The following is a 19,005-nucleotide window of genomic DNA, read 5'->3' as shown; positions in this document are numbered from 1 at the left end:
GTAGCGGCCGTGCTGAAATTGGGTGCTCTGGTTGTGAGAAGGGCGGTCTTGTCAATTCGTTAACAATCCTATTTATTATACTATGTGCTACAGCCAGAAATCAATAGTATTCTTCGACAGTTTAGGAGAAAATTTTTAGGTGCCGGCAGTGGGCGGTTGGGGGTGTTTTGCGGCGGGCAAATGCATTATAATATAGTGGGACCGGTATGGGGAGCACCCGCCGGACCCGACGCCAGGACAGCTGCGACCCAGGCGGCCGGTCCAGTTTGGCGGCCGACAGCACCCGAGTGAGCGCCGGATGGGCGCGCTGCGGCAGTGAGAGAATGCGCTGCATATTTGCAGATAAAGGAGACGATTCCATGGTAGAAGTGACGGTATGTGTGGGCAGCAGTTGCCACATGAAGGGTTCGTACCAGGTGATACAGACCTTTCAGCAGATCATCAAGGAGCGGGGGCTGGAAAACAAGGTGGCACTGAAGGCCTCGTTTTGCATGGGGCGCTGCCTGACCGGCATCTCGATGGCGGTGGACGGCGAGCCCATCGAACACGTGGGCTTTGCCAACGCCGCCGATGTTTTTTACGAGCACGTACTGCCCAAGATAGAGGAGGACTAGCCCCATGAGCAGCATCATCAAGTTAAATGAAGAGGGATGCCAGAACTGTTATAAGTGCATCCGCCACTGCCCCATCAAGGCCATCAGCTTTCAAAACGGCCGGGTGCAGATCATAGAGGACCAATGCGTTTTGTGCGGCACCTGTGTGGAGGTGTGCCCGCAAAACGCCCGCTTTACCAAAGACCACCGCCCCAAGGTGCTGGAACTGCTCGCCGGCAGCGAGCCGGTATATGCGACCATCGCCCCGTCGTACAAGGGATTTTTTGAGGACATGACCTTTGAGCAGATCTCGGCCGCCCTGAAAGCGGTGGGCTTTGCCGGGGTAGAGGAGACGGCGGTAGGGGCCTACGAGACCTCTCGCAGCTATGAGCAGCACCTGCTGGAGGGCAAAATGGAGAACATCATCACCACCGCCTGCCCCTCGGTGGTGATGATGATCGAGCGGCACTACCCGGCGCTCACCTCGCAGCTGGCGCCCAGCTACTCGCCCATGATGGCCCACGCCAAGATGATGAAACAAAAATACGGCCAGAACATCCACGTGGTGTTCATCGGCCCCTGCCTGGCTAAAAAGGCCGAGGCGCAGGACCCTCTGGCCGGCGGCGACGTGGATTACGCGTTGAGCTTTCAGGCGCTGCGGGCGCTCATCGAGAACGTGCCCCACGACGTGATCGACGAGCAGGCGCTGGGCACCTTACATACCGAGAGCCGGCTGTACCCCAAGCCCAGCGGCATTTTAAAGACCATCGAGCCGGCGAGCTACGGCAGATACAAAAAGGTGTGCGTGGACGGGATCGAAAACTGCATGGAGCTGTTTGACTGGATGGAGAAAGAGCGGCCCACCGGCCTGTTCGTCGAGGCCAACATGTGCGCCGGCGCCTGCATGGGCGGGCCGGTGATGCGGTCGGAGAAGAAGTCGAGCTTTAAGGGGCGGATGTTCATCGACGACGCCCGCAAGCCCCGCGACGAGCGGCCGGCGCCCAGCGCCAGCTGTGAGATTCTGCACGACCGGGTGTACCGCTCGGCCCCCAAGGCGCTGCCGCTGCCCACCGAGGAGCAGATCCGGGCGATCTTGTCGCAGATCGGCAAGAACGACCCCAGCCAGGAGCTCAACTGCGGCGGCTGCGGGTACGACACCTGCCGGCAGAAGGCCATCGCCGTATTTCAGGGCAAAGCCGATGTGAACATGTGCCTGCCGTTTTTGCGCGAGAAGGCGGAGAACACCTCGGCGGCGGTGCTGCAGCACTCGCCCAACGGGACCATCGCCCTGAGCGCGGACATGGAGATACTGGACATCAACCCGGCGGCGGAAGCGATGCTGGGCATGGAGCGCAGCCAGGCGGTGGGCGAAGTGATGCCCGAGTTTTACGGCGACGACACCTTTGACACGGCCCGGGAGAGCGGCAAGCCGGCCATGAAGCGCGGCGTGCAGTTTGCCGGCGACCTGACGGTGGAGGAGACGGTGGTACACATCCCCGAGAGCCAGATGTACGTGGTGTTCTTAAAGGATATGACCGAGGATTACAAGAACAAAGAGCGGCTGGAAGAGATGCGCATGCAGACGGTGGACACTGCCCAGAAGGTCATCGACAAGCAGATGCGGGTGGCCCAGGAGATCGCCAGTTTGCTGGGCGAGACCACTGCCGAGACCAAGGTGGCGCTGACCAGCCTGAAAAAGTCGATGGAGCGGGAGGACTTGTAATGAGCATTTTTGCAGACGCCGCTTACGAGAGCATCAACCACTACGGCGAGGAGCTCTGCGGCGACACGGTGGAAATGACCCGCGACGACAAGGGCTTTTACCTGGTGCTGGCCGACGGGCTGGGCAGCGGGGTGAAGGCCAACATCCTCTCGACGCTGACGGCCAAGATCATTGTGACCATGATGTCGGAGGGGGCGAGTTTGACCGAGTCGGTGGAGACCATCGCCTCGACGCTGCCCAAGTGCTCGGAGCGGGGGCTGGCCTACTCCACCTTTACCATCGTGCGGGTGGAAAACGACGGCGGCATCACCACCGCCGAATTCGATAACCCCATGCTCATCTACTTCCGCGACGGCAAGCGCATGGACATACCCCGCGGCGAGGTGGAGGTAGACGGCAAGAAGATCTACGTCTCGAAGTTTCGCGCCCAGGTAGACGATATGCTCATTACCTTTTCTGACGGGGTGGTGCACGCCGGGGTGGGCTCGCTTTTGGACCTGGGGTGGCAGTACGACAACATCGTCAAATTTATCGAGGAGGCCATGGAAAAGGACATCTCCCCCCGGGTGATGGCCAAAAAAGTGGTGTCGACGGTAAACACGCTGTACATGAACAAGCCCGGCGACGACTCCACCGTGTGCGCGCTGCGACTGCGGGAGAGCAAGGTGGCCACGGTGATGGTGGGCCCGCCGGTAAACCCCGATTTAGACCAGACGGTGGTCAACAAGCTGATGTACGCCAAGGGCCTGAAGGTGGTGTGCGGCGGCACCACCAGCCAGATCGTGAGCCGGGTGACTGGGCGCGAGGTGAAGGTGCTTTTGGACTATGAGAACCCGGCCCTGCCCCCCACGGCGCAGATACCGGGGGTGGACCTGGTGACCGAGGGTGTGCTGACGCTGCGCAAGGCACTGGAGAATATCCGCCAGATGAACGAGGTGGACGGCGGCAACGAGGTGGTCAACTACCGCAAAAAAGACGGCGCCACCCGCATTACCCGCCTGCTTTTGGAGGACTGCACCGAGGTGCATTTTCTGGTGGGGCAGGCGCTCAACGAGGCGCACCAGAACCCGGGCATGCCGGTGAGCTTGGGGCTGAAGCTCAACTTGATCAAAGAGCTGGCCGCCGAGCTGCAAAAGACCGGCAAGCGGGTGACGGTGGAGTATTTTTAGTGACTGTAGCAGTGTACGAAGAGACACGGTACTAAAAAAATAGAGCAGTGAGATGCCCGGCGGGTCGTTTGGCCTGCCGGGCATTGTTGACGGCTACTTTTCAGGGCGATGATGGTGAGATATTACTGGAAATGAGACGATACGATATATAGGATCATGTGATTTTGGGGATATTTGTGATTTATCTCAAAAAAGTGATCAGTGAATACTATTATAAATATTTACATAGAATTACTTTACAAATTGTAAGAAATCTAGTAAAATATATACAATATAAGGGAAAGTGTAAGTCCAATGAATATTGTAAGGAGCTTGCACAATGAGAGAACTGAATAGCAGCTGTGTAAGCTAATCGAGCGCACGCAGAGAAACCTGGATGTTTAGAACTTTTCTAAAAAGAGAAAAGGAGGACATTATAAACGGTTTTTGGCGCTGCTCTGTGCAGTGGGTATGTTTCTGGTGGTCGTAGTGCCGGCGGCAGCGGAGTCGTATTCGGCATCGGTAAATGGAACTTCGGCTTATACTCGTTTGACAAATGGCAGTTATGGTGCAGCAACGGTGTCGGGCAGTAACTCTCCACAGTCCGGTAAAATGAGATATTATGGTTATAGTACAAACAATGGGTATACAGATACAGGAACTGCCTGGGCTGGTGAAAACTTCTCCAGATACTATCAGGGTAGTGGACAATGGCGCGCCCATGCGGAGCGCAATGCCAACTACCCGGTATATGGAATAGTAACAATTACAGCGTGATAAAACGGTATAGACCTTAGAGTGGGTAAAGGCGGGCGGGAGCTCGCCTTTACCTGTAATAGGAGACTGGGAGAACATGGGGGTGTGGGGTATGCGGCTGCTGAAGAAAAACATACAGATATTTTGTGGCAGTGCGGTGACGGTGCTGGAGCTGGGAACGGTGCTGGTGCTTTTTACTTTAAACAACGCCCAGATCATGACCCGCTATGTGGACACCATCCGCTGTGTGACCAAGATGCTGGCCCCCCAGGTGGCGGTGTTCGTGGCCTTTTTGTTTATGAGCTACGAGTTCTTTTTTAAGATAAACGATACGGGGGCGGGAGAATTTTTACAGAGCCTGCCCGGCGGCCGCGCCAGACAGCTGCTGAGCGGCCTGGCGGTGATGGCGCTGGCGGTGGGGCTGGTGTTTTTAGACTTTTTGGGCTTTGGCCTGGCGGCGATGGGCCGGGAGGGTATTTTGTACAGCGGCGTGATGGCCCGGCATGTTGCGGCGGTGTTTTTTCTGGACATTTTTTTGGTGGGCTTTTTTGCCTGTGTGCTGGGGTGTTTGGTAGCCCAGTTTCAGCGGCGCATTACCGGGTACAGCCTGCTGTTTGGCTGCTGTATGCTGTTTACGCCGTTTTTGCAGCAGATACTCTCCTCCCTCTCTAACGAAAAGCTGCCGATCATCAACTTGGGAGATCTGTTTGAGCTGAAATACCCCCTGACCCTGGAGATGTTTGAGCCGGTATACGGCTTTGCCAACGAACCGGAGCGGTGGGGGCGGATGGTGTTTTGGCTGTTGCTGGCGCTGGCGGCGCTGCTGGTGTACATGCTGTGGCGGCACCTGCTGCGGCTGCGCTGGCTGCCAGCGGCAGCGGTGTGCGCGGTGCTGGCGGGGTGGGGCCTTTTGACCTATGCCCAGGGCGGCTGCGTGATGTATATGGGCGAAAACAACCTGCGCGGGAGAGACGAGGACACGACCTTTTCGGGGTCTTCTTACTACGAGTATAACAAGGGCTTTATAAAAGACGAGCCGGAAAGTTTTGCGGTGACCGACTACCAGATGCGGCTGCGGCTAGATAACCAGCTGGAGGCGGAGGTGACCATGGCACTGGCGGGCACCGAGGGCCGCAGCGAAGAGTGCTACCGCTTTACGTTGTACCGGGGCTTTACGGTGACAGAAGTGCGCGACGAGACGGGGCGGGCGCTGCCGTTTTACCGGGAGAGCGACTATTTGGATATAGAGACCGAGCAGCCGCTGTCGGCGGTGACCATCTGCTACCGAGGGTACAGCGGCAAGTTTTACAGCAACCGCCAGGCAGTGAAGCTGCCGGCGTTCTTCCCGTACTACCCCATGGCGGGGTACCGGCCGCTGGTGCTGCGGGAGAGAGGGATGGAATATATCAATACCTGCCCGGAGGGAGAGCGCTTTTTTGACATTACCATACAGGGCGGGCCGGAGGCGCTGTACTGCAACCTGCCGGGTGAGGACGGCCATTTTTACGGCGTGGCGGAGGGCCCCTCGCTGCTGGGGGGGCTGGTGGAAAAAAAAGAGATCGACGGTATTCAGGTGGTCTACCCCATTTCGCAGCGGTTTTTGTACACGATGACATACGGGTACGAGAACACGCGGGTGGACGCGCAGCTGCCCATGGGCCAGGCACGGGCGCAGTATGACCGGCTGTGCGAGCAGGTGGGACAAACCCCACAGAGGCTGGCGGAAAAGACGGTGTTTTGCTGGTATAGCAGCAGTAGTATGACGGTGGGAAATGAGACGGTAGCCAGCTTTGCCGACCATGTGTTGCTGGAGATATGGTCGCTCTCTCCGGAAAAGATGGCGGCGTATCTGTTGGCCGGCGAGCTGCAGGACAAGATGACGGATGATTATCCGCTTTTGCGCAGTACCTTTACGGTATCGTATTTGTCGGATAAGAGCATTTTTAACAGGAGCGCCCGCAGCGCACTGAAGGACATACGGCAAAACCCCGACACGATCAGCGGCAGGGAGGAGACGGTGTACCTTTACCAGGCAGCTGAGAGGTGGGGAGACCAGGCGGTGAGCCGGGCGGTGTACGAATTTTTGCGCGACCGCAGCGACCAGCGGCCAGCGGCGGAGTTTTTAAAACAGCTCGTAGAGGAGGGACCGGCATGATCGAGGTAAAGGGACTGAAAAAGCGCTTTGGGATAAAGACGGCGCTGGACGCGGTGGAGGTGACCTTTGACAGCGGGATCTACGGCTTGCTGGGACCCAACGGCGCGGGCAAGACCACCCTGCTGCGCACGCTGCTGGGGCTGTACCCCATTCAGTCGGGCGATGTTTTTTACGATGGAAAGAGCCTGCGCAAGAGCAATGATCTGGCGCAGAATGCCGGCTACCTGCCCCAGCGCTTCGGCATGTTTTACGAGCTGACGGTGCAGGGAGTGATGGCGTATATCGGCACCATGAAAAAAATGCCAATGGCACAGGTGCGGCAGGAGACGGAGCGCTGCCTGGCGCGGACCAACCTGAGCGAGCTGAAAGACCGCAAGGTGGGCGCTCTCTCCGGCGGAATGCTGCGGCGGCTGGGCATCGCGCAGACGCTGCTGGGGGACCCGGATGTGCTGATCTTCGACGAGCCCACGGCGGGGCTGGACCCGGAGGAGCGGATGCGCTTTAAAAATATCGTGGCGGATATCCGCCGGGACCACACGGTGATCATCTCGACGCATATCGTGGACGATGTGGATGCGCTGTGCGACCAGGTGGTGGTGATGATGGCCGGCAAGGTGGCGTTTACGGGCACCCGCCAGCAACTGAAAGCGGTGGCGGAGAAAAAGGTCTACGAGATACCGGTGGAAAAGCAGGCGCTTTTGAGCCCGGGAGCTTTTCTGGGCAACCGCTTTGAGCGGGAAGGTACCGACTATATACGCATACTGAGCACTGTGCCCCAGCCGGCAGGCGTTTTGGTGCCGCCCAACATCGAAGACGGGTACCTGTGCATAACGAAGGGGATGTGAGCGATGGCGGCGAGAGCGCGGTTGCTGCTGCGGCAGTTTCGCAACATGGGCTGGAAGTACTTTGTGCCCTGGGTGCTGCTATTTGGCCTGATACCGCTGCTCACCTGGCGGTATATACAATCTTCCGGTCTTACGCCGGACGTATATGATTATATGCGGCCGGGCGTGTACAACGATTTTGAGCGGTATATTCCCATGGCGCTGGTGTGGTATTTGGTGCTGCTCTTTTACGAGTTTGTGGACAACCCCGCCTGCGAACTGCTGTACGCCTATGACGGGGTAAAAAAGACGAGGCTGATCGATCTGCTGGCGGTACATCTGCACATCGTCTTGATGGCGGCGCTGCTGCTTTTTGGCTACCAGTTTATTTTGCCGGGACTGTGGCAGGAGTTTGGCCGGCTGTGTATCATTTTGCTGGTGTACAGCTGTACCATGTACGGGCTGATGTATTTGGCAAAATCTACCCTGTTTGCGGCGATGGCAGTGGTGATCTACCATTTGCTGGGGGCTTTTATGTGGTCTGATGGGGCACTGTTCGACCTGTTTTCGGAGATGCGTATTGACGGTACCCAGCCGCTCCCGACCAATTACACGCCTTTTTTGCTGTGGGCGGCCATATTGTTGGGGCTGGGCGTATTTTTGAACCGGCGCTATGTGAAGTGAGGTGAGCGGACGTGGAGATGCTGCGGGAGTTTTGGTATGGGAAATACCGCAAGTGGCTGCTGCTGTTGCTGGTGATCTTCGCGGTGGCGGTGGGGGCGGTGCTCACGGTGTATATGGGGGACAAAAAGACCACGTACAAGCTCTCGGAGGGCAAGACGCTGGCGCAGGAGCAGATGCGGGAGCTGGGCTTTTCGTTTGCGGAGGACAGCGAGGAGTATTACTACTACGCTGAGCGGGGTGCGGCAGGTCTATATGCACGGGAAGAGTATTTAATGGCGGAGGATCTGTCGGTGCTTCACCGGGAAGACGCGAAGAGCACCTATTTACGGACGTGGTACTGGACCCACAGCTATATGCTGTTTAAAGAGCCGGAGATGAAAGATTGGGATATGCAGCCGTACTGGGACCAGTCCTACCATACTTTATCGTCTGCCTGTTACGAGCAGCAGCCCATCAAGTGGTATACGGCGAAGAGCGACCACACCTATTTTCGCCAGGAGCTGTGCCAGGAGGCGGCGAGGCTTGGATATGAGGGGCAGCGGCAGTTTTACCGGGAACAGGTGCTGAACCTGCCCTTTGAGACGCTGGAAAACCGGGCGCTGGAGGCGCTGAAAGAGGCCCAGATCGAGCTGCCGGATGATGGGCAGGGAATGTGGGAGCAGTATACGCTGGACAGGGCCCAGGTATATGTGCTGGCAGACCTGACGGTGGCGCAGCGGCTGGAGATACTGGAGTGGGCGCGGGTGTGCTACACGGTGCTGCGGGCGCAGCAGCTGGGGATAGACTGCCCGGACATGGAGCAGCTGCGGGGGCTGGCCTGCGAGCAGGTGGAGGAGCAGCTGGCGCCAGCCATTGAGCAGATAAACGCCACAGAGAGCCAGAAACAGATCAACGCGGGCTATGAAAATGCCTATGCCCATTTGGGGATATGGCCGGCGGAGCTGATGAACAAATAGGCGGATACCGGTGCGGCCTGATGGGGCGGCGCCGGTATTTTTTTACAGGGGGCAGGTGGGGAGCGGCACTAGGCAGGAGCGGGGGCGGGGTGGTATAGTAGAGGTGACTGTTTTTAGGAGGTGTGCGCGGTGGAGCGGATACTGGTGATCGAGGACGACCGGACCATTAAAGAGGAGCTGTGTGCGCTGCTGACTGTCAGCGGCTACCTGCCGGTGGAGGAGGAGCCCTGCGACTTGGCGCTGCTGGACGTGAGCTTGCCGGGGGAGAGCGGGCTCACGATCTGCCGGCGGCTGCGCCAGCACTCGGACGTGCCGGTGATCTTTTTGACGGCGCGGGTGTCGCCGGAGGACGAGCTGCTGGGCTTTGGTGTGGGGGCGGACGACTATATCCGCAAGCCGTACAACTCGTCGGTGCTGCTGGCGCGCATTGCCCGGCTGCTGCACCGGCGCCCGGGCACGGTGTTGACGGTGCGGCAGCTGACGCTGGACCTGGCCAGCATGACGGTATATTTTGGCGGCGCCAGCCGGGAGCTGACCAAAAATGAGACCCGCATTTTGGCCTGTCTGATGCAAAAAGAGCTGTGCACCCGGCAGGAGATCATCGAGGACCTGTGGCAAAACAGCCTGTATATCGACGAGAGTACCTTGTATGTGAACATCGCCCGGCTGCGGGACAAGCTGCGCCAGCTGGGGGCGGGCGACTACATCCGCACGGTGCGGGGCGTGGGGTACCGGCTATGAGCTTTGGGGAGTACGTGCGCTCGCAGGGGGTGACGCTGTGCTTTTTGGGCATCGGTGGGCTGCTGCTGGCGGTGTTTTTGCTGTTTGGCGGGGCGGAGATCGCGCTGCTGGCGGCGGCTGAGGGCTGCTTTTTGCTGGTAGTGCTGTGCTGGCTGGCGGGCAGCTTTTGCGCGGCATGCCGCCAGCTGTTGCAGTTACAGCAGCTAAAACAGGGGCTGGAGGACGCCTATTTACTGGGGGAGCTGCTGCCGCCGCCGACCGGGGCGGTGCAGCGGCAGTACTACCGGGTGATGCGCGCCGTGTCGCGGTCGGCCATCGACCGGGTACAGGCGGCCCAGAGAGAAAAAGAGGACTACTGCCAGTATGTGGAGAGCTGGGTGCACGAGATGAAGACCCCGCTGACGGCCTGCTCGCTGATCTTGGCCAACGGCGGTGACCGGGACAAGCTGCGGCGGGAACTGCGGCGGGCGGACAACCTGACCGAGAGCATTCTGTATTACGCCCGGCTGCGCAGCGCCGACCGGGACCGGGTGGTGCGCCCCTTTTCGGTGGCGGCGGTGATGGGAGAGGCGGTGAAGAGCCAGATGGAGCTGCTGATCGCCGCCGGCATCAGCGTGACGGTGCAGGGCGATTTTACCGCCCACGGCGACGACAAACAGCTGACTTTTGTGCTGGGGCAGCTGCTCGTCAACTGCGCCAAGTACTGCCCGGGGGGAAAGGTGGCGCTGACGGCGGCAGCGGGCACCGTTACGGTGCGCGATAACGGGCCGGGCATTGCCGACTACGAGCTGCGGCGGGTGACCGAGCGCGGCTTTACCGGCCGCGCCGGACGGGCGCTGGGCGGCAGCACCGGCATGGGGCTGTACATCGCCGACCAGCTGTGCCGGCAATCGGATATGCAGCTGACGGTATCCTCCCGCCTGGGGGAAGGAACGTCGGTGCGCATCACCTACAGCAACCTGACAAAACTGTAAGGGAAGGCGCCGACTGGCGTTAGAACAGGTCTCTTCGTCTCGTGGTATAGTGGTCAGCGAGATGGGGGGCCTTTTTTAGGGCGGCCGTTTAGAGCGCACGGCGCCAGCAGCGCCGCCGTGGCCCCGAAGATACCTACAGAGGAGCTGACTTTTATGGATCGACAACTGTTAGAGGTGCGGCAGGTCACCAAGTATTTTGGCAGCGGCAGCGTGGTCACCAAAGCGCTGGACGGTATTTCGCTCTCGGTGCAGCGGGGGGACTTCACCGCCATTATGGGGGCCTCGGGTTCGGGCAAGAGCACGCTGCTGAATGTGATCGCCACCATCGAGCAGCCCAGTTCGGGCGATATTTGGGTGGCGGGGCAGAACATCGCCGAGATGCGCGAGCGGCAGCTGGCCGACTTTCGCCGCGACCAGCTGGGCTTTGTGTTTCAGGAGTATAACCTGCTGGACACCCTGAAGGTGGGGGAGAACATCACCTTGCCGCTGGAGCTGCGCCGGACCGGCCGCGCCGAGATGCGCCGGGAACTGCGGCGGGTGGCCCAGACGCTGGGCATACAGGACCAGCTGGACAAGTACCCGCGGAAGCTTTCGGGCGGGCAGCGGCAGCGGGTGGCCTGCGCCAGAGCACTGATCGCCGGGCCGGCGCTGATCTTGGCTGACGAGCCCACCGGGGCGCTGGACTCGGCCAACTCACGGGGGCTGATGCAGACCTTTGTGCAGATGAACGAGCAGCTGGACTCGACCATTTTGATGGTGACCCACGACGCGGTAGTGGGCTCGTACGCGCGGCGAGTGCTGTTTTTAAAAGACGGCCGCATATGGAGCGAGGTGGACCGGGGCAGCCGCGACCGGCGGGATATGTACCGGGAGATCTTGGCGGTGATGGCGGCGCTGGGGGGTGAGCGGGATGTATGGTAAGCTGGCACTGCGCAACGTGCGGCGGCAGGTGGGGAGCTACCTGATCTACTTTATCACCGTATCGCTGACGGTGGCCATGATGTTTGGCCTGCACAACGTGCTGTACAGCCCGCAGCTGCAGGAATTTGCCCGCACGGTGGACTCGATGCGCACCGGGCTGCTGGTGCTATCGATCTGCATAGCGCTGGTGGTGGCCTTTGTGCTGGGGTACGCCACCTCGTTTATGCTGCGGCTGCGCAAGCGGGAGTTTGGCACCTACCTGACTTTGGGCATGACCCGGGGCAGCATCCTGCGCATTTTTGTGACCGAGACCATGCTGCTGGGCGCGGCGGCGCTGGCGGTGGGGCTGCTGTTGGGCCTGTTTTTATACCAGGGAATGATGATGGTGCTCTCGGCTTTGATGGAGCTGCCGTTTGCTCTGGCCAGCTACTCGGCCAGAGGGCTGTGGCTGACGGTGGGGCTGGTGGGCGGCATTTTTGCGCTGTCGGCCCTGACCTCGGCGCTGTACCTGAAGCGGGTGCGCATCGGCGCGCTCATCCACGGCGACCAGGTGGTGGCCAAAGAGGTGCGGCACCCGTTTTTATGGCTGGCGGTGGCGCTGGCGGCGCTGGGGACCATGGGGTATGCCTGCTTGGCGTTTACCCGGCAGGTGCAGTACGAGTTGACCGCCAGCGGCGAGCCGGCCGGCAGCATGGTGGTGAGTTTGACGCTGCTGGCGGCGGGGATGGTGCTCTTTCACATTGCGGCGGCCCGCAGCCTGACCCAGCTCATTTTGCGGCGGGGCCAGCGCCGGGGCGGCCGCGGCACCAGCACCTTTTTGCTGCGGCAGCTGGCGGCCAAGCTGGGCAGCAGCGCCGTGATGGCCGGGGCGCTGGCCTTTTTGATGACCTTTGCGGTGATCGGGGCCAACAGCTCGTTTATGCAGAAGGTGGCCGAACAGCTGTCGCTGCAGCAGCAGTACCCCTTCGATATCGCCGCCAGCCTGGACGCCGGCGAGCAGGTGCCCTACGACCTGGAGGCGGCGCTGGAGATCATTGGCCGGTACGCAGAGGTGCGGCAGGTGCTGCCCTACCAGCTGTACGACAGCGGCGGCCGGGCGCTGCAAAAGAGCGATTACCTGGAGCGAAACGACGGTGTGATGCCGCTGAGCCAGTTTAACGCGCTGCTGGCCGAGCTGGGGGAGCCGCCGCTGACACTGACAGAAGACGCGTTTTATGTGTGCCTGGGCGCGGAAGTATACCAGAAAGGCGAGCGGGAGCTACAGCCGGTGGAGCTGGTATTGGGGGGAAAGACCTACCGCTTTGCCGGGGCCACCGACCGGCTGCCCATGCTGCAGGACATCTTTTCGTTTGCGGTGGTGCCCGACGCGGCGGTGACCGGGCTGCCGGTGCTGGCCGACTGCGCGGCCATACAGCTAAAACAGGAGAAGTACGACGCCCGGGGCCTGCACCAGGCGCTGACCTATACCAGCCGCAGCGGCATCTACGAATTTGAGCGCTGCGACTACCGCATTCGGGAGTACAGCCGCATGGAGCGCGGCAGCACCACGGCGATCTTGGTGGAGGGGGCGCTTTACATGGCGGTGGTGTTCGTGTGCCTGGGGCTGGCAATGCTGGCACTGAAGGTACTGGCCGAGCTGGATCAGGACCGGCAGCGGTATGCGGTCCTCTTTCGCCTGGGGGCCAGCCGGCGGCAGCAGCAAAAGACGCTGTTTGGACAGATATTTTCCTTTTTCATCTTTCCCTTTTTGCTGCCGGTGGGCATGAGCGTGCCGGTGGCGGCTATCTGCGGCAAGATCATGAGCCTGGGCGGCTATCCCGCGCAGCGGGGGATCGTCTACCGCACCGCCGGGGCGGTGGCGCTGGTGCTGACGGCCATCTATATCCTGTACTTTTCCGCCACCTACCTCATCGCCAAAAAGAATATTCTGCCGCCCAGACAGTGAGCGGCCAAGGGACCTCGCTGGAGAGGTCCCTTTTTTGATGGGGAGGATGGGGGCGCCGGGGGGAGTATAGGAGCGCGCGGCGTGGCAGTGGCGGCGTGGGCCCGTCGGTGTTTGGAGAGGCGGCGGTACTGGGGCGCCGGGTGCTGGATGCTGGATACCGGGGGGCGAGCGGGCGGGCGCGAGCGGCCGGGCGGGCTGGGGCTGTGTGCTGGAGCGCAGCGGGGCGCCGGGGGCGCGAGCGGTAGAAAAGCGGCGCGGCGTGCGCAGATGTTCGGTGTTTCGACGGGTTTTTTGCTTTTTCTGGCTTAAGCGATTGACTTTTTGGCCCCGCTGCTGCTACAGTCTTTATTATAGAGAAGAGACAGGAGGTCGTGACGCGATGGAAGAGATGTACGGCGAGGGGAGCCGCTTTGACGAGCAGAATATCGTGCTGGTAGACGCCCAGAACATCGTGCGGGCGGCGCGGGAAGTAAAGCAGTCGAAAGAGGCCTTTGCGGCGCTTTTGGAGCAGGCTGAGCTGGGGGATACGGCGGTCCAGTACGATCTGGGGCGGCGCTATGCCGGCGGCGACGGCGTAGAGACCGATTACGAGCGCGCCTTTTACTGGTTTTCGCGGGCGGCCGAGGACGGCGACCTGCGGGCCATAGAGGCGCTGGGGCGCTGCTACCAGGAGGGCCACGGCGTGGAGCGAGACGAGCAGCGGGCGCTGGACCTGTTTCGGCAGGCGGCCGACCAGGACAGCTGCTCGGCCCAGTGCGAGGTGGGCCTGTGCTACGAGTACGGCAAGGGGTGCGACCGCGACCTGGGCGCGGCGGTAGAGTGGTATCGCACCGCCGCCCAGCAGGACTATGCCCCGGCCCAGTGTAACCTGGGCTACTGCTATCTGTGCGGCATCGGCTGCCCGGAAGACGCCCAGCAGGCCGTGTACTGGTTTAGGGCCGCGGCCGAACAGGACTACCCGCGGGCGCTGGACCTGCTGGGGAGCTGTTACCTGCGCGGCAGCGGCGCCGAGCGCGACCCCCAGCAGGCGGTGGCGCTTTTTGCGCGGGTGGCGGAGCAGGGATACCTGCCGGCCATCTGCGACCTGGGGCTGTGCTGCGAAAACGGCGACGGGGTGGAAAAAGACCCCGTGAGAGCGGTGCACTACTACCGGCAGGCGGCGGAGCGGGGCTTTGTATCGGCCCAGTGCAACCTGGGCTTTTGCTATATGGAGGGCATCGGCTGTGCGGTAGACGGCGAGCAGGCGGTGTACTGGCTGGAGCTGGCCGCCGACCAGAACTACCCGCGGGCACTGTCGCTGCTGGCCTGTTGCTACCGGGACGGGACCGGCGTAGAGGTGGACTTGAAAAGGACGATCGCCCTGCTGGAGCAGGCGGCAGAGCAGGACTACGCGCCGGCGCTCTGCGACCTGGGGCTCTGCTATGAGGTGGGCAACGGGGTGGAGCAGGACCGGGAACAGGCGGTGCGCTACTACCTGCGCTCGGCCGAGCTGGGCAACAGTACCGCCCAGTGTAACCTGGGGTGCTGCTACCTGCGGGGCATTGGCTGCCAGCGGGACCCCAAACAGGCGCTGCCCTGGCTGAAAAAGGCCATAGAGCAGGGGCACCCGCGGGCCATGGGCCTTTTGGGCGACTGCTATTTTTACGGCGACGGGGTAGAGAGAGACCGGGAGCGGGGGGCCGATTACTACCGGCAGGCCGCCGAGCTGGGCTACGCCCCGGCCATCTGCGACCTGGGGCTGTGCTATGAAAACGGCACCGGGGTAGAGATGGACAAGGCCAGAGCGGTGGAGCTGTACGCCCGCGCCGCCGAGCGGGGCAGCTTAGACGCCCGGTGCAATTTGGGCTACTGCTACTTAAAGGGCATCGGCTGTGCGGTGGACTACCCGCGGGCGCTGCCGGAACTGGAGCAGGCCGCCGAGCAGGGGCACCCGCGGGCGCTGGACCTGCTGGGCGACTGCTACCTGCACGGTGAAGGGGTGGAGAAAGACGAGCGCCGGGCGGCCGACTATTACCAGCGGGCGGCCGACCTGGACTACGCGGTGGCCATCTGCGACCTGGGGCTGTGCTATGAGTACGGCACCGGGGTGGAACCCGACAAGGATAAGGCGCTGCAGCTGTACCGGCGGGCAGCCGAGATGGGCAACGTGCTGGCCCAGTGCAACCTGGCTTACTGCTACCTGAGCGGTATCGGCTGCCAGGAGCAGCCGCAGGAGGCGGTAGTGTGGCTGGAGCGGGCGGCCGAGCAGGGGCACCCGCGGGCGCTGTACCTGTTGGGGGATTGCTACCTGTACGGCACCGGCGTGGAGCGCGACGAGGCGCGGGGGGCCGACTACTACCGGCAGGCCGCCGACCTGGGCTACGCGGCGGCGGTGTGTGACCTGGGGCTGTGCTACGAAAACGGCACCGGGGTGGAGATGGACAAAGAGAAGGCGGTGGAGCTGTATGCCCGCGCCGGCGAGATGGGCAACGCCGGGGCCCAGTGTAACCTGGCCTTTTGCTACTTAAACGGTATCGGCTGCCAAAAGGAGCCGCAGCGGGCGATCCCATGGCTGGAGCGGGCGGTAGAGCGGGGCCACCCCCGGGCCATGGACCTGCTGGGGGACTGCTACCTGTACGGCGAAGGGGTGGCGGTAGACCAGCAGCGGGGGGCCGACTACTACCGGCAGGCCGCCGACCTGGACTACGCGGTGGCGGTGTGCGATCTGGGGCTGTGCTATGAAAACGGCACCGGGGTAGAGATGGACAAGCGGCGGGCGGTGGAGCTGTACGCCCGAGCCAGCGAGCTCGGCAACCTGGATGCACTGTGCAACCTGGGCTACTGCTATTTGAGGGGGATCGGCTGCAAGCCGGCACCCAAAAAAGCGGTGACCTATTTGGAGCGGGCGGCCGAGAGGAACCACCCGCGGGCTCTGGACCTGCTGGGGCTGTGCTGTGAAAACGGCGACGGCGTAGAGGAGGACGCCGCCCGGGCGGTGGCATACTACACCCGCGCTGCCGAGCTGGGTCGTGCGGCGGCCCAGTGCAATTTGGGCTACTGCTACCTGGTGGGTATTGGCTGTGAGCGGTCGCCCGAGCGCGCGGTGCCTTGGCTGGAGCGGTCGGCCGCCCAGGGCTATCCCCGGGCCATGGACCTGCTGGGCGACTGCTACCGCAAGGGCTGGGGCGTGGAAACCGACGGCGCGCGGGCGGTGGACTATTACCAGCAGGCGGCCCAGCAGGGCTACCTGACGGCTATGGTGGACCTGGCCCAGTGCTATGAGCGGGGCATCGGCGTGGCGGCGGATATGGGCCGCGCCGCCCAGCTGTGTACCGAGGCGGCCCAGCGCGGCAGCGCCAGCGCCATGCTGTGGCTGGGCCGGTGGCACCGGGATCACAAGCCGGAGCGCGACAGCCGCAAAAAAGCCCGCTACTGGCTGCAGCAGGCGGCCGATCAGGGCAGTAAACAGGCCCAAAAGGAGCTAAAGGAGCTGGGCGGATCGGCCCTGCAAAAGTTGGCCGGCCTGTTTCGGCGCTCATAGGACTGTCGGCGCGCACAGGCAGCGCCGCGGCAGAAGGACAGAGATAGAAAGAAGAGACCGCGGCGGCGGTCTCTTCTTTTGCGTTTATGTGTACGGAGGGGGATAGCGCCGGGCGGTGGCGGCGCCAAGGCGGCCGGGGCGGTGGCGCTGGGGATGCGGGGGCGACCCCACACTGGCCGGGGCGCTACAGCCGGTCGCTGCGGCGCTTGTGGTGAAAGGCGAAGATGGCGGCAGCCAGCACCGCCACCGCCCAGCAGAGCACCACCGCCAGGTGGGGCCAGATGGCGGCGTAATCGCCCCGCAGCGCGGCGCGGCCCATGTCGACGGCGTGGGCGAACGGCAGCAGATAGGCCGCGCTCTTAAACCAGCCGCCCACCAGGTCCAGATCGAACCAGGTGCCGCTGAGCCAAGCCGAGAGGTTGGTGAGCAGCGCGCCGCACACCCCGCCCACCTGTTTGTCGGTCAGCAGGCTGCCGCACAGCAGGCCGATGCCGATGAACAGCAGGCAGCAGGGCAGCATGAGCAGCAGCAATATGAGCAGCCGTGGGCTGAGAGACAGCCCCAGCGGCACCGACGCCGCCAGGCAGACGGCACACTGTACCAGGGCCATGGGTACCAGCGGCAGCGTGTAGCCGCCGATAAAAGAGGAGGCCGAAAGCGGCGAGGCCAGCAGCCGCACCAGGAAGGAACTGCTGCGGTCTTTGGCGATGAGCGTGCCGGAAAACAGAGCCACGAACGACAGGCCAAACACCACAATGCCCGGCGCCAGCTGCTCGATAGCAAACAGCTCTACCGGCACGTTGGCCTGAATGGCCGAGAGCAAAAACAGCACCACTAGCGGAAAGCCCAGGCCAAAGGCCAGATTTAGCGGATCGCGGAGCATCTCTTTGGTGTTGCGCGCGGCAAAGGCGTTCAAATCGCCACCTCCTCGGGTGCGGCCAGGGCCACAAAGGCGTCTTCAAAACGGGTGGTACCGGTCTGGGCCATCAGCTGGCCGGGGGTGCCCACTGCCGTGAGACGGCCGCCGGCCATGATGCCGATGCGGTCGGAGAGAGTTTGGGCCTCCTCCATGTAGTGGGTGGTGAGCACCACCGTGACGCTGCCCTTGAGCGACTGGATGAGCGCCCACAGCTGGCGGCGGGCCAGCACGTCGAGGCCCAGGGTGGGCTCGTCTAAAAAGAGGATCTGCGGGCCGGAGATGAGCGCCATACCGATGCTCAGCCGCCGCTGCATGCCGCCCGAGAGCGTTTTGGCGAGGCTTTTTTGCACCGGCTGCAGCGACAGGCGGCAGAGAATGTCGCCGGTGCGCGCGGCGGCCTGCGCGCTGTCGGCGCCGTAGATACGGGCCATCATCTGCAGGTTCTCGGCCACCGTCAGGTTGGGGGCCACAGCGGTCTCCTGCGGGGAGAGGCCCAGCTTTTGTTTGGCGCGCTGAGGGTGCTCGACGATGCTGTCTCCCAGCAGCCAGGCATTGCCGCCGGTGGGTGCCGTGAGACCGCAGAGCATTTTGATGGTGGTGGTCTTGCCGGCGCCGTTGACCCCCAGCAGCGAGAACAGCTCGCCGGGAAAAACGGTGAGCGACAGCCGGTCTACGGCCAGCGCCTGCCGGTAGCGCTTGGTGAGCGCCGCGGTCTTTATAGCCTCCATATCACGCCTCCTCGGGTGGGGACTGCTGGGCCTCGAAGATGGCGCCGGCAAAATTGAGATAGTCCTCGTTGCGGACGATGGCGATGCCCTGCTCTACGTCGGCCAGCAGGAGCAGCGTGTCGCCGGGCTTTATGTCAAACAGCTCGCGGGCGCCTTTGGGGATGACGATCTGCCCCTTTTCGCCCACCTTGACGGTGGAGATGAATTTGCCTTTGGGGACCTGGATACCCATGTAGATACCTCCTCTGCACAATAAAATAGGTCATACAAAGTAAGAAAAGTATAACTTGTATAACTAATTATACGACAGTGGCGGCGGATGTCAAGCGGTGGAGGCAGGTTTGTGACCGGGCGCCGCCGATGGGAGAGTAAAGACGGCACCGGCGGGGAAACGTGTTACCGGGGCCATAATGTGCCG

General features: G+C 62.1%; 15 protein-coding genes. 12 read left to right on the top strand and 3 right to left on the bottom strand.

Annotation, left to right across the window (positions count from 1 at the left end; genetic code table 11):
- The first annotated feature begins 359 nt into the window (after window positions 1–359).
- The 12 genes from H8K20_RS07475 to H8K20_RS07420 all read left to right on the top strand — a co-directional run bounded on the left by H8K20_RS07475 (window position 360) and on the right by H8K20_RS07420 (window position 16,940).
- Complete coding sequence (locus H8K20_RS07475) at window positions 360–614, top strand: (2Fe-2S) ferredoxin domain-containing protein (protein ID WP_105205464.1); 255 nt, start codon at window positions 360–362, stop codon at window positions 612–614.
- Between the two features lie 4 nt (window positions 615–618).
- The gene (locus H8K20_RS07470; protein WP_186487964.1) at window positions 619–2,316 is read left to right on the top strand and encodes a [Fe-Fe] hydrogenase large subunit C-terminal domain-containing protein; all 1,698 of its coding nucleotides are present in this window, start codon (window positions 619–621) and stop codon (window positions 2,314–2,316) included.
- On the top strand, window positions 2,316–3,485 hold the full coding sequence (locus tag H8K20_RS07465; RefSeq protein WP_105205466.1) for a SpoIIE family protein phosphatase: 1,170 nt from the start codon (window positions 2,316–2,318) through the stop codon (window positions 3,483–3,485). Before H8K20_RS07470 ends, H8K20_RS07465 begins: the two co-directional genes overlap by 1 nt.
- 832 nt (window positions 3,486–4,317) lie before the next feature.
- A complete protein-coding gene (locus H8K20_RS07460) occupies window positions 4,318–6,375 on the top strand; it encodes a hypothetical protein (protein WP_186487963.1) in 2,058 nt (685 codons plus the stop codon).
- The gene (locus H8K20_RS07455; protein WP_105205468.1) at window positions 6,372–7,220 is read left to right on the top strand and encodes an ATP-binding cassette domain-containing protein; all 849 of its coding nucleotides are present in this window, start codon (window positions 6,372–6,374) and stop codon (window positions 7,218–7,220) included. The genes H8K20_RS07460 and H8K20_RS07455 overlap by 4 nt, the downstream gene beginning before the upstream one ends.
- 3 nt (window positions 7,221–7,223) lie before the next feature.
- A complete protein-coding gene (locus tag H8K20_RS07450; protein ID WP_186487962.1) occupies window positions 7,224–7,883 on the top strand; it encodes a hypothetical protein in 660 nt (219 codons plus the stop codon).
- A gap of 11 nt (window positions 7,884–7,894) precedes the next feature.
- Complete coding sequence (locus tag H8K20_RS07445) at window positions 7,895–8,839, top strand: hypothetical protein (protein WP_105205470.1); 945 nt, start codon at window positions 7,895–7,897, stop codon at window positions 8,837–8,839.
- Between the two features lie 129 nt (window positions 8,840–8,968).
- A complete protein-coding gene (locus H8K20_RS07440; protein ID WP_186487961.1) occupies window positions 8,969–9,580 on the top strand; it encodes a winged helix-turn-helix domain-containing protein in 612 nt (203 codons plus the stop codon).
- Window positions 9,577–10,554 carry a sensor histidine kinase gene (locus H8K20_RS07435; RefSeq protein ID WP_186487960.1) on the top strand — a complete coding sequence of 326 codons (978 nt, stop codon included), beginning with the start codon at window positions 9,577–9,579 and terminating at the stop codon, window positions 10,552–10,554. Before H8K20_RS07440 ends, H8K20_RS07435 begins: the two co-directional genes overlap by 4 nt.
- A 153-nt stretch (window positions 10,555–10,707) precedes the next feature.
- A complete protein-coding gene (locus H8K20_RS07430) occupies window positions 10,708–11,475 on the top strand; it encodes an ABC transporter ATP-binding protein (RefSeq protein ID WP_186487959.1) in 768 nt (255 codons plus the stop codon).
- The gene (locus H8K20_RS07425; RefSeq protein ID WP_186487958.1) at window positions 11,465–13,420 is read left to right on the top strand and encodes an FtsX-like permease family protein; all 1,956 of its coding nucleotides are present in this window, start codon (window positions 11,465–11,467) and stop codon (window positions 13,418–13,420) included. The genes H8K20_RS07430 and H8K20_RS07425 overlap by 11 nt, the downstream gene beginning before the upstream one ends.
- Window positions 13,421–13,799: 379 nt before the next feature.
- The gene (locus tag H8K20_RS07420) at window positions 13,800–16,940 is read left to right on the top strand and encodes an SEL1-like repeat protein (protein WP_186487957.1); all 3,141 of its coding nucleotides are present in this window, start codon (window positions 13,800–13,802) and stop codon (window positions 16,938–16,940) included.
- A 184-nt stretch (window positions 16,941–17,124) separates the two neighbouring features.
- Here the strand turns inward: H8K20_RS07420 and H8K20_RS07415 are convergent, their stop codons facing one another.
- From H8K20_RS07415 to H8K20_RS07405, 3 genes are read right to left on the bottom strand one after another with little or no spacing between them, the layout of a single operon-like run.
- The gene (locus tag H8K20_RS07415) at window positions 17,125–17,856 is read right to left on the bottom strand and encodes an ABC transporter permease (RefSeq protein ID WP_243206196.1); all 732 of its coding nucleotides are present in this window, start codon (window positions 17,854–17,856) and stop codon (window positions 17,125–17,127) included.
- The gene (locus H8K20_RS07410; protein ID WP_186487956.1) at window positions 17,853–18,587 is read right to left on the bottom strand and encodes an ABC transporter ATP-binding protein; all 735 of its coding nucleotides are present in this window, start codon (window positions 18,585–18,587) and stop codon (window positions 17,853–17,855) included. The genes H8K20_RS07415 and H8K20_RS07410 overlap by 4 nt, the downstream gene beginning before the upstream one ends.
- A gap of 1 nt (window position 18,588) precedes the next feature.
- Window positions 18,589–18,819, bottom strand: coding sequence for an AbrB/MazE/SpoVT family DNA-binding domain-containing protein (locus H8K20_RS07405; RefSeq protein WP_105205477.1), 231 nt, complete (start codon window positions 18,817–18,819; stop codon window positions 18,589–18,591).
- Window positions 18,820–19,005: the final 186 nt, after the last annotated feature.

The organism is Neobittarella massiliensis (ex Bilen et al. 2018) (assembly GCF_014269355.1).
Classification (GTDB): Bacteria; Bacillota; Clostridia; order Oscillospirales; family Ruminococcaceae; genus Neobittarella; species Neobittarella massiliensis.
The sequence above is the reverse complement of the archived record's forward strand: the minus strand, read 5'-3'. Positions and strand labels throughout refer to the sequence as shown.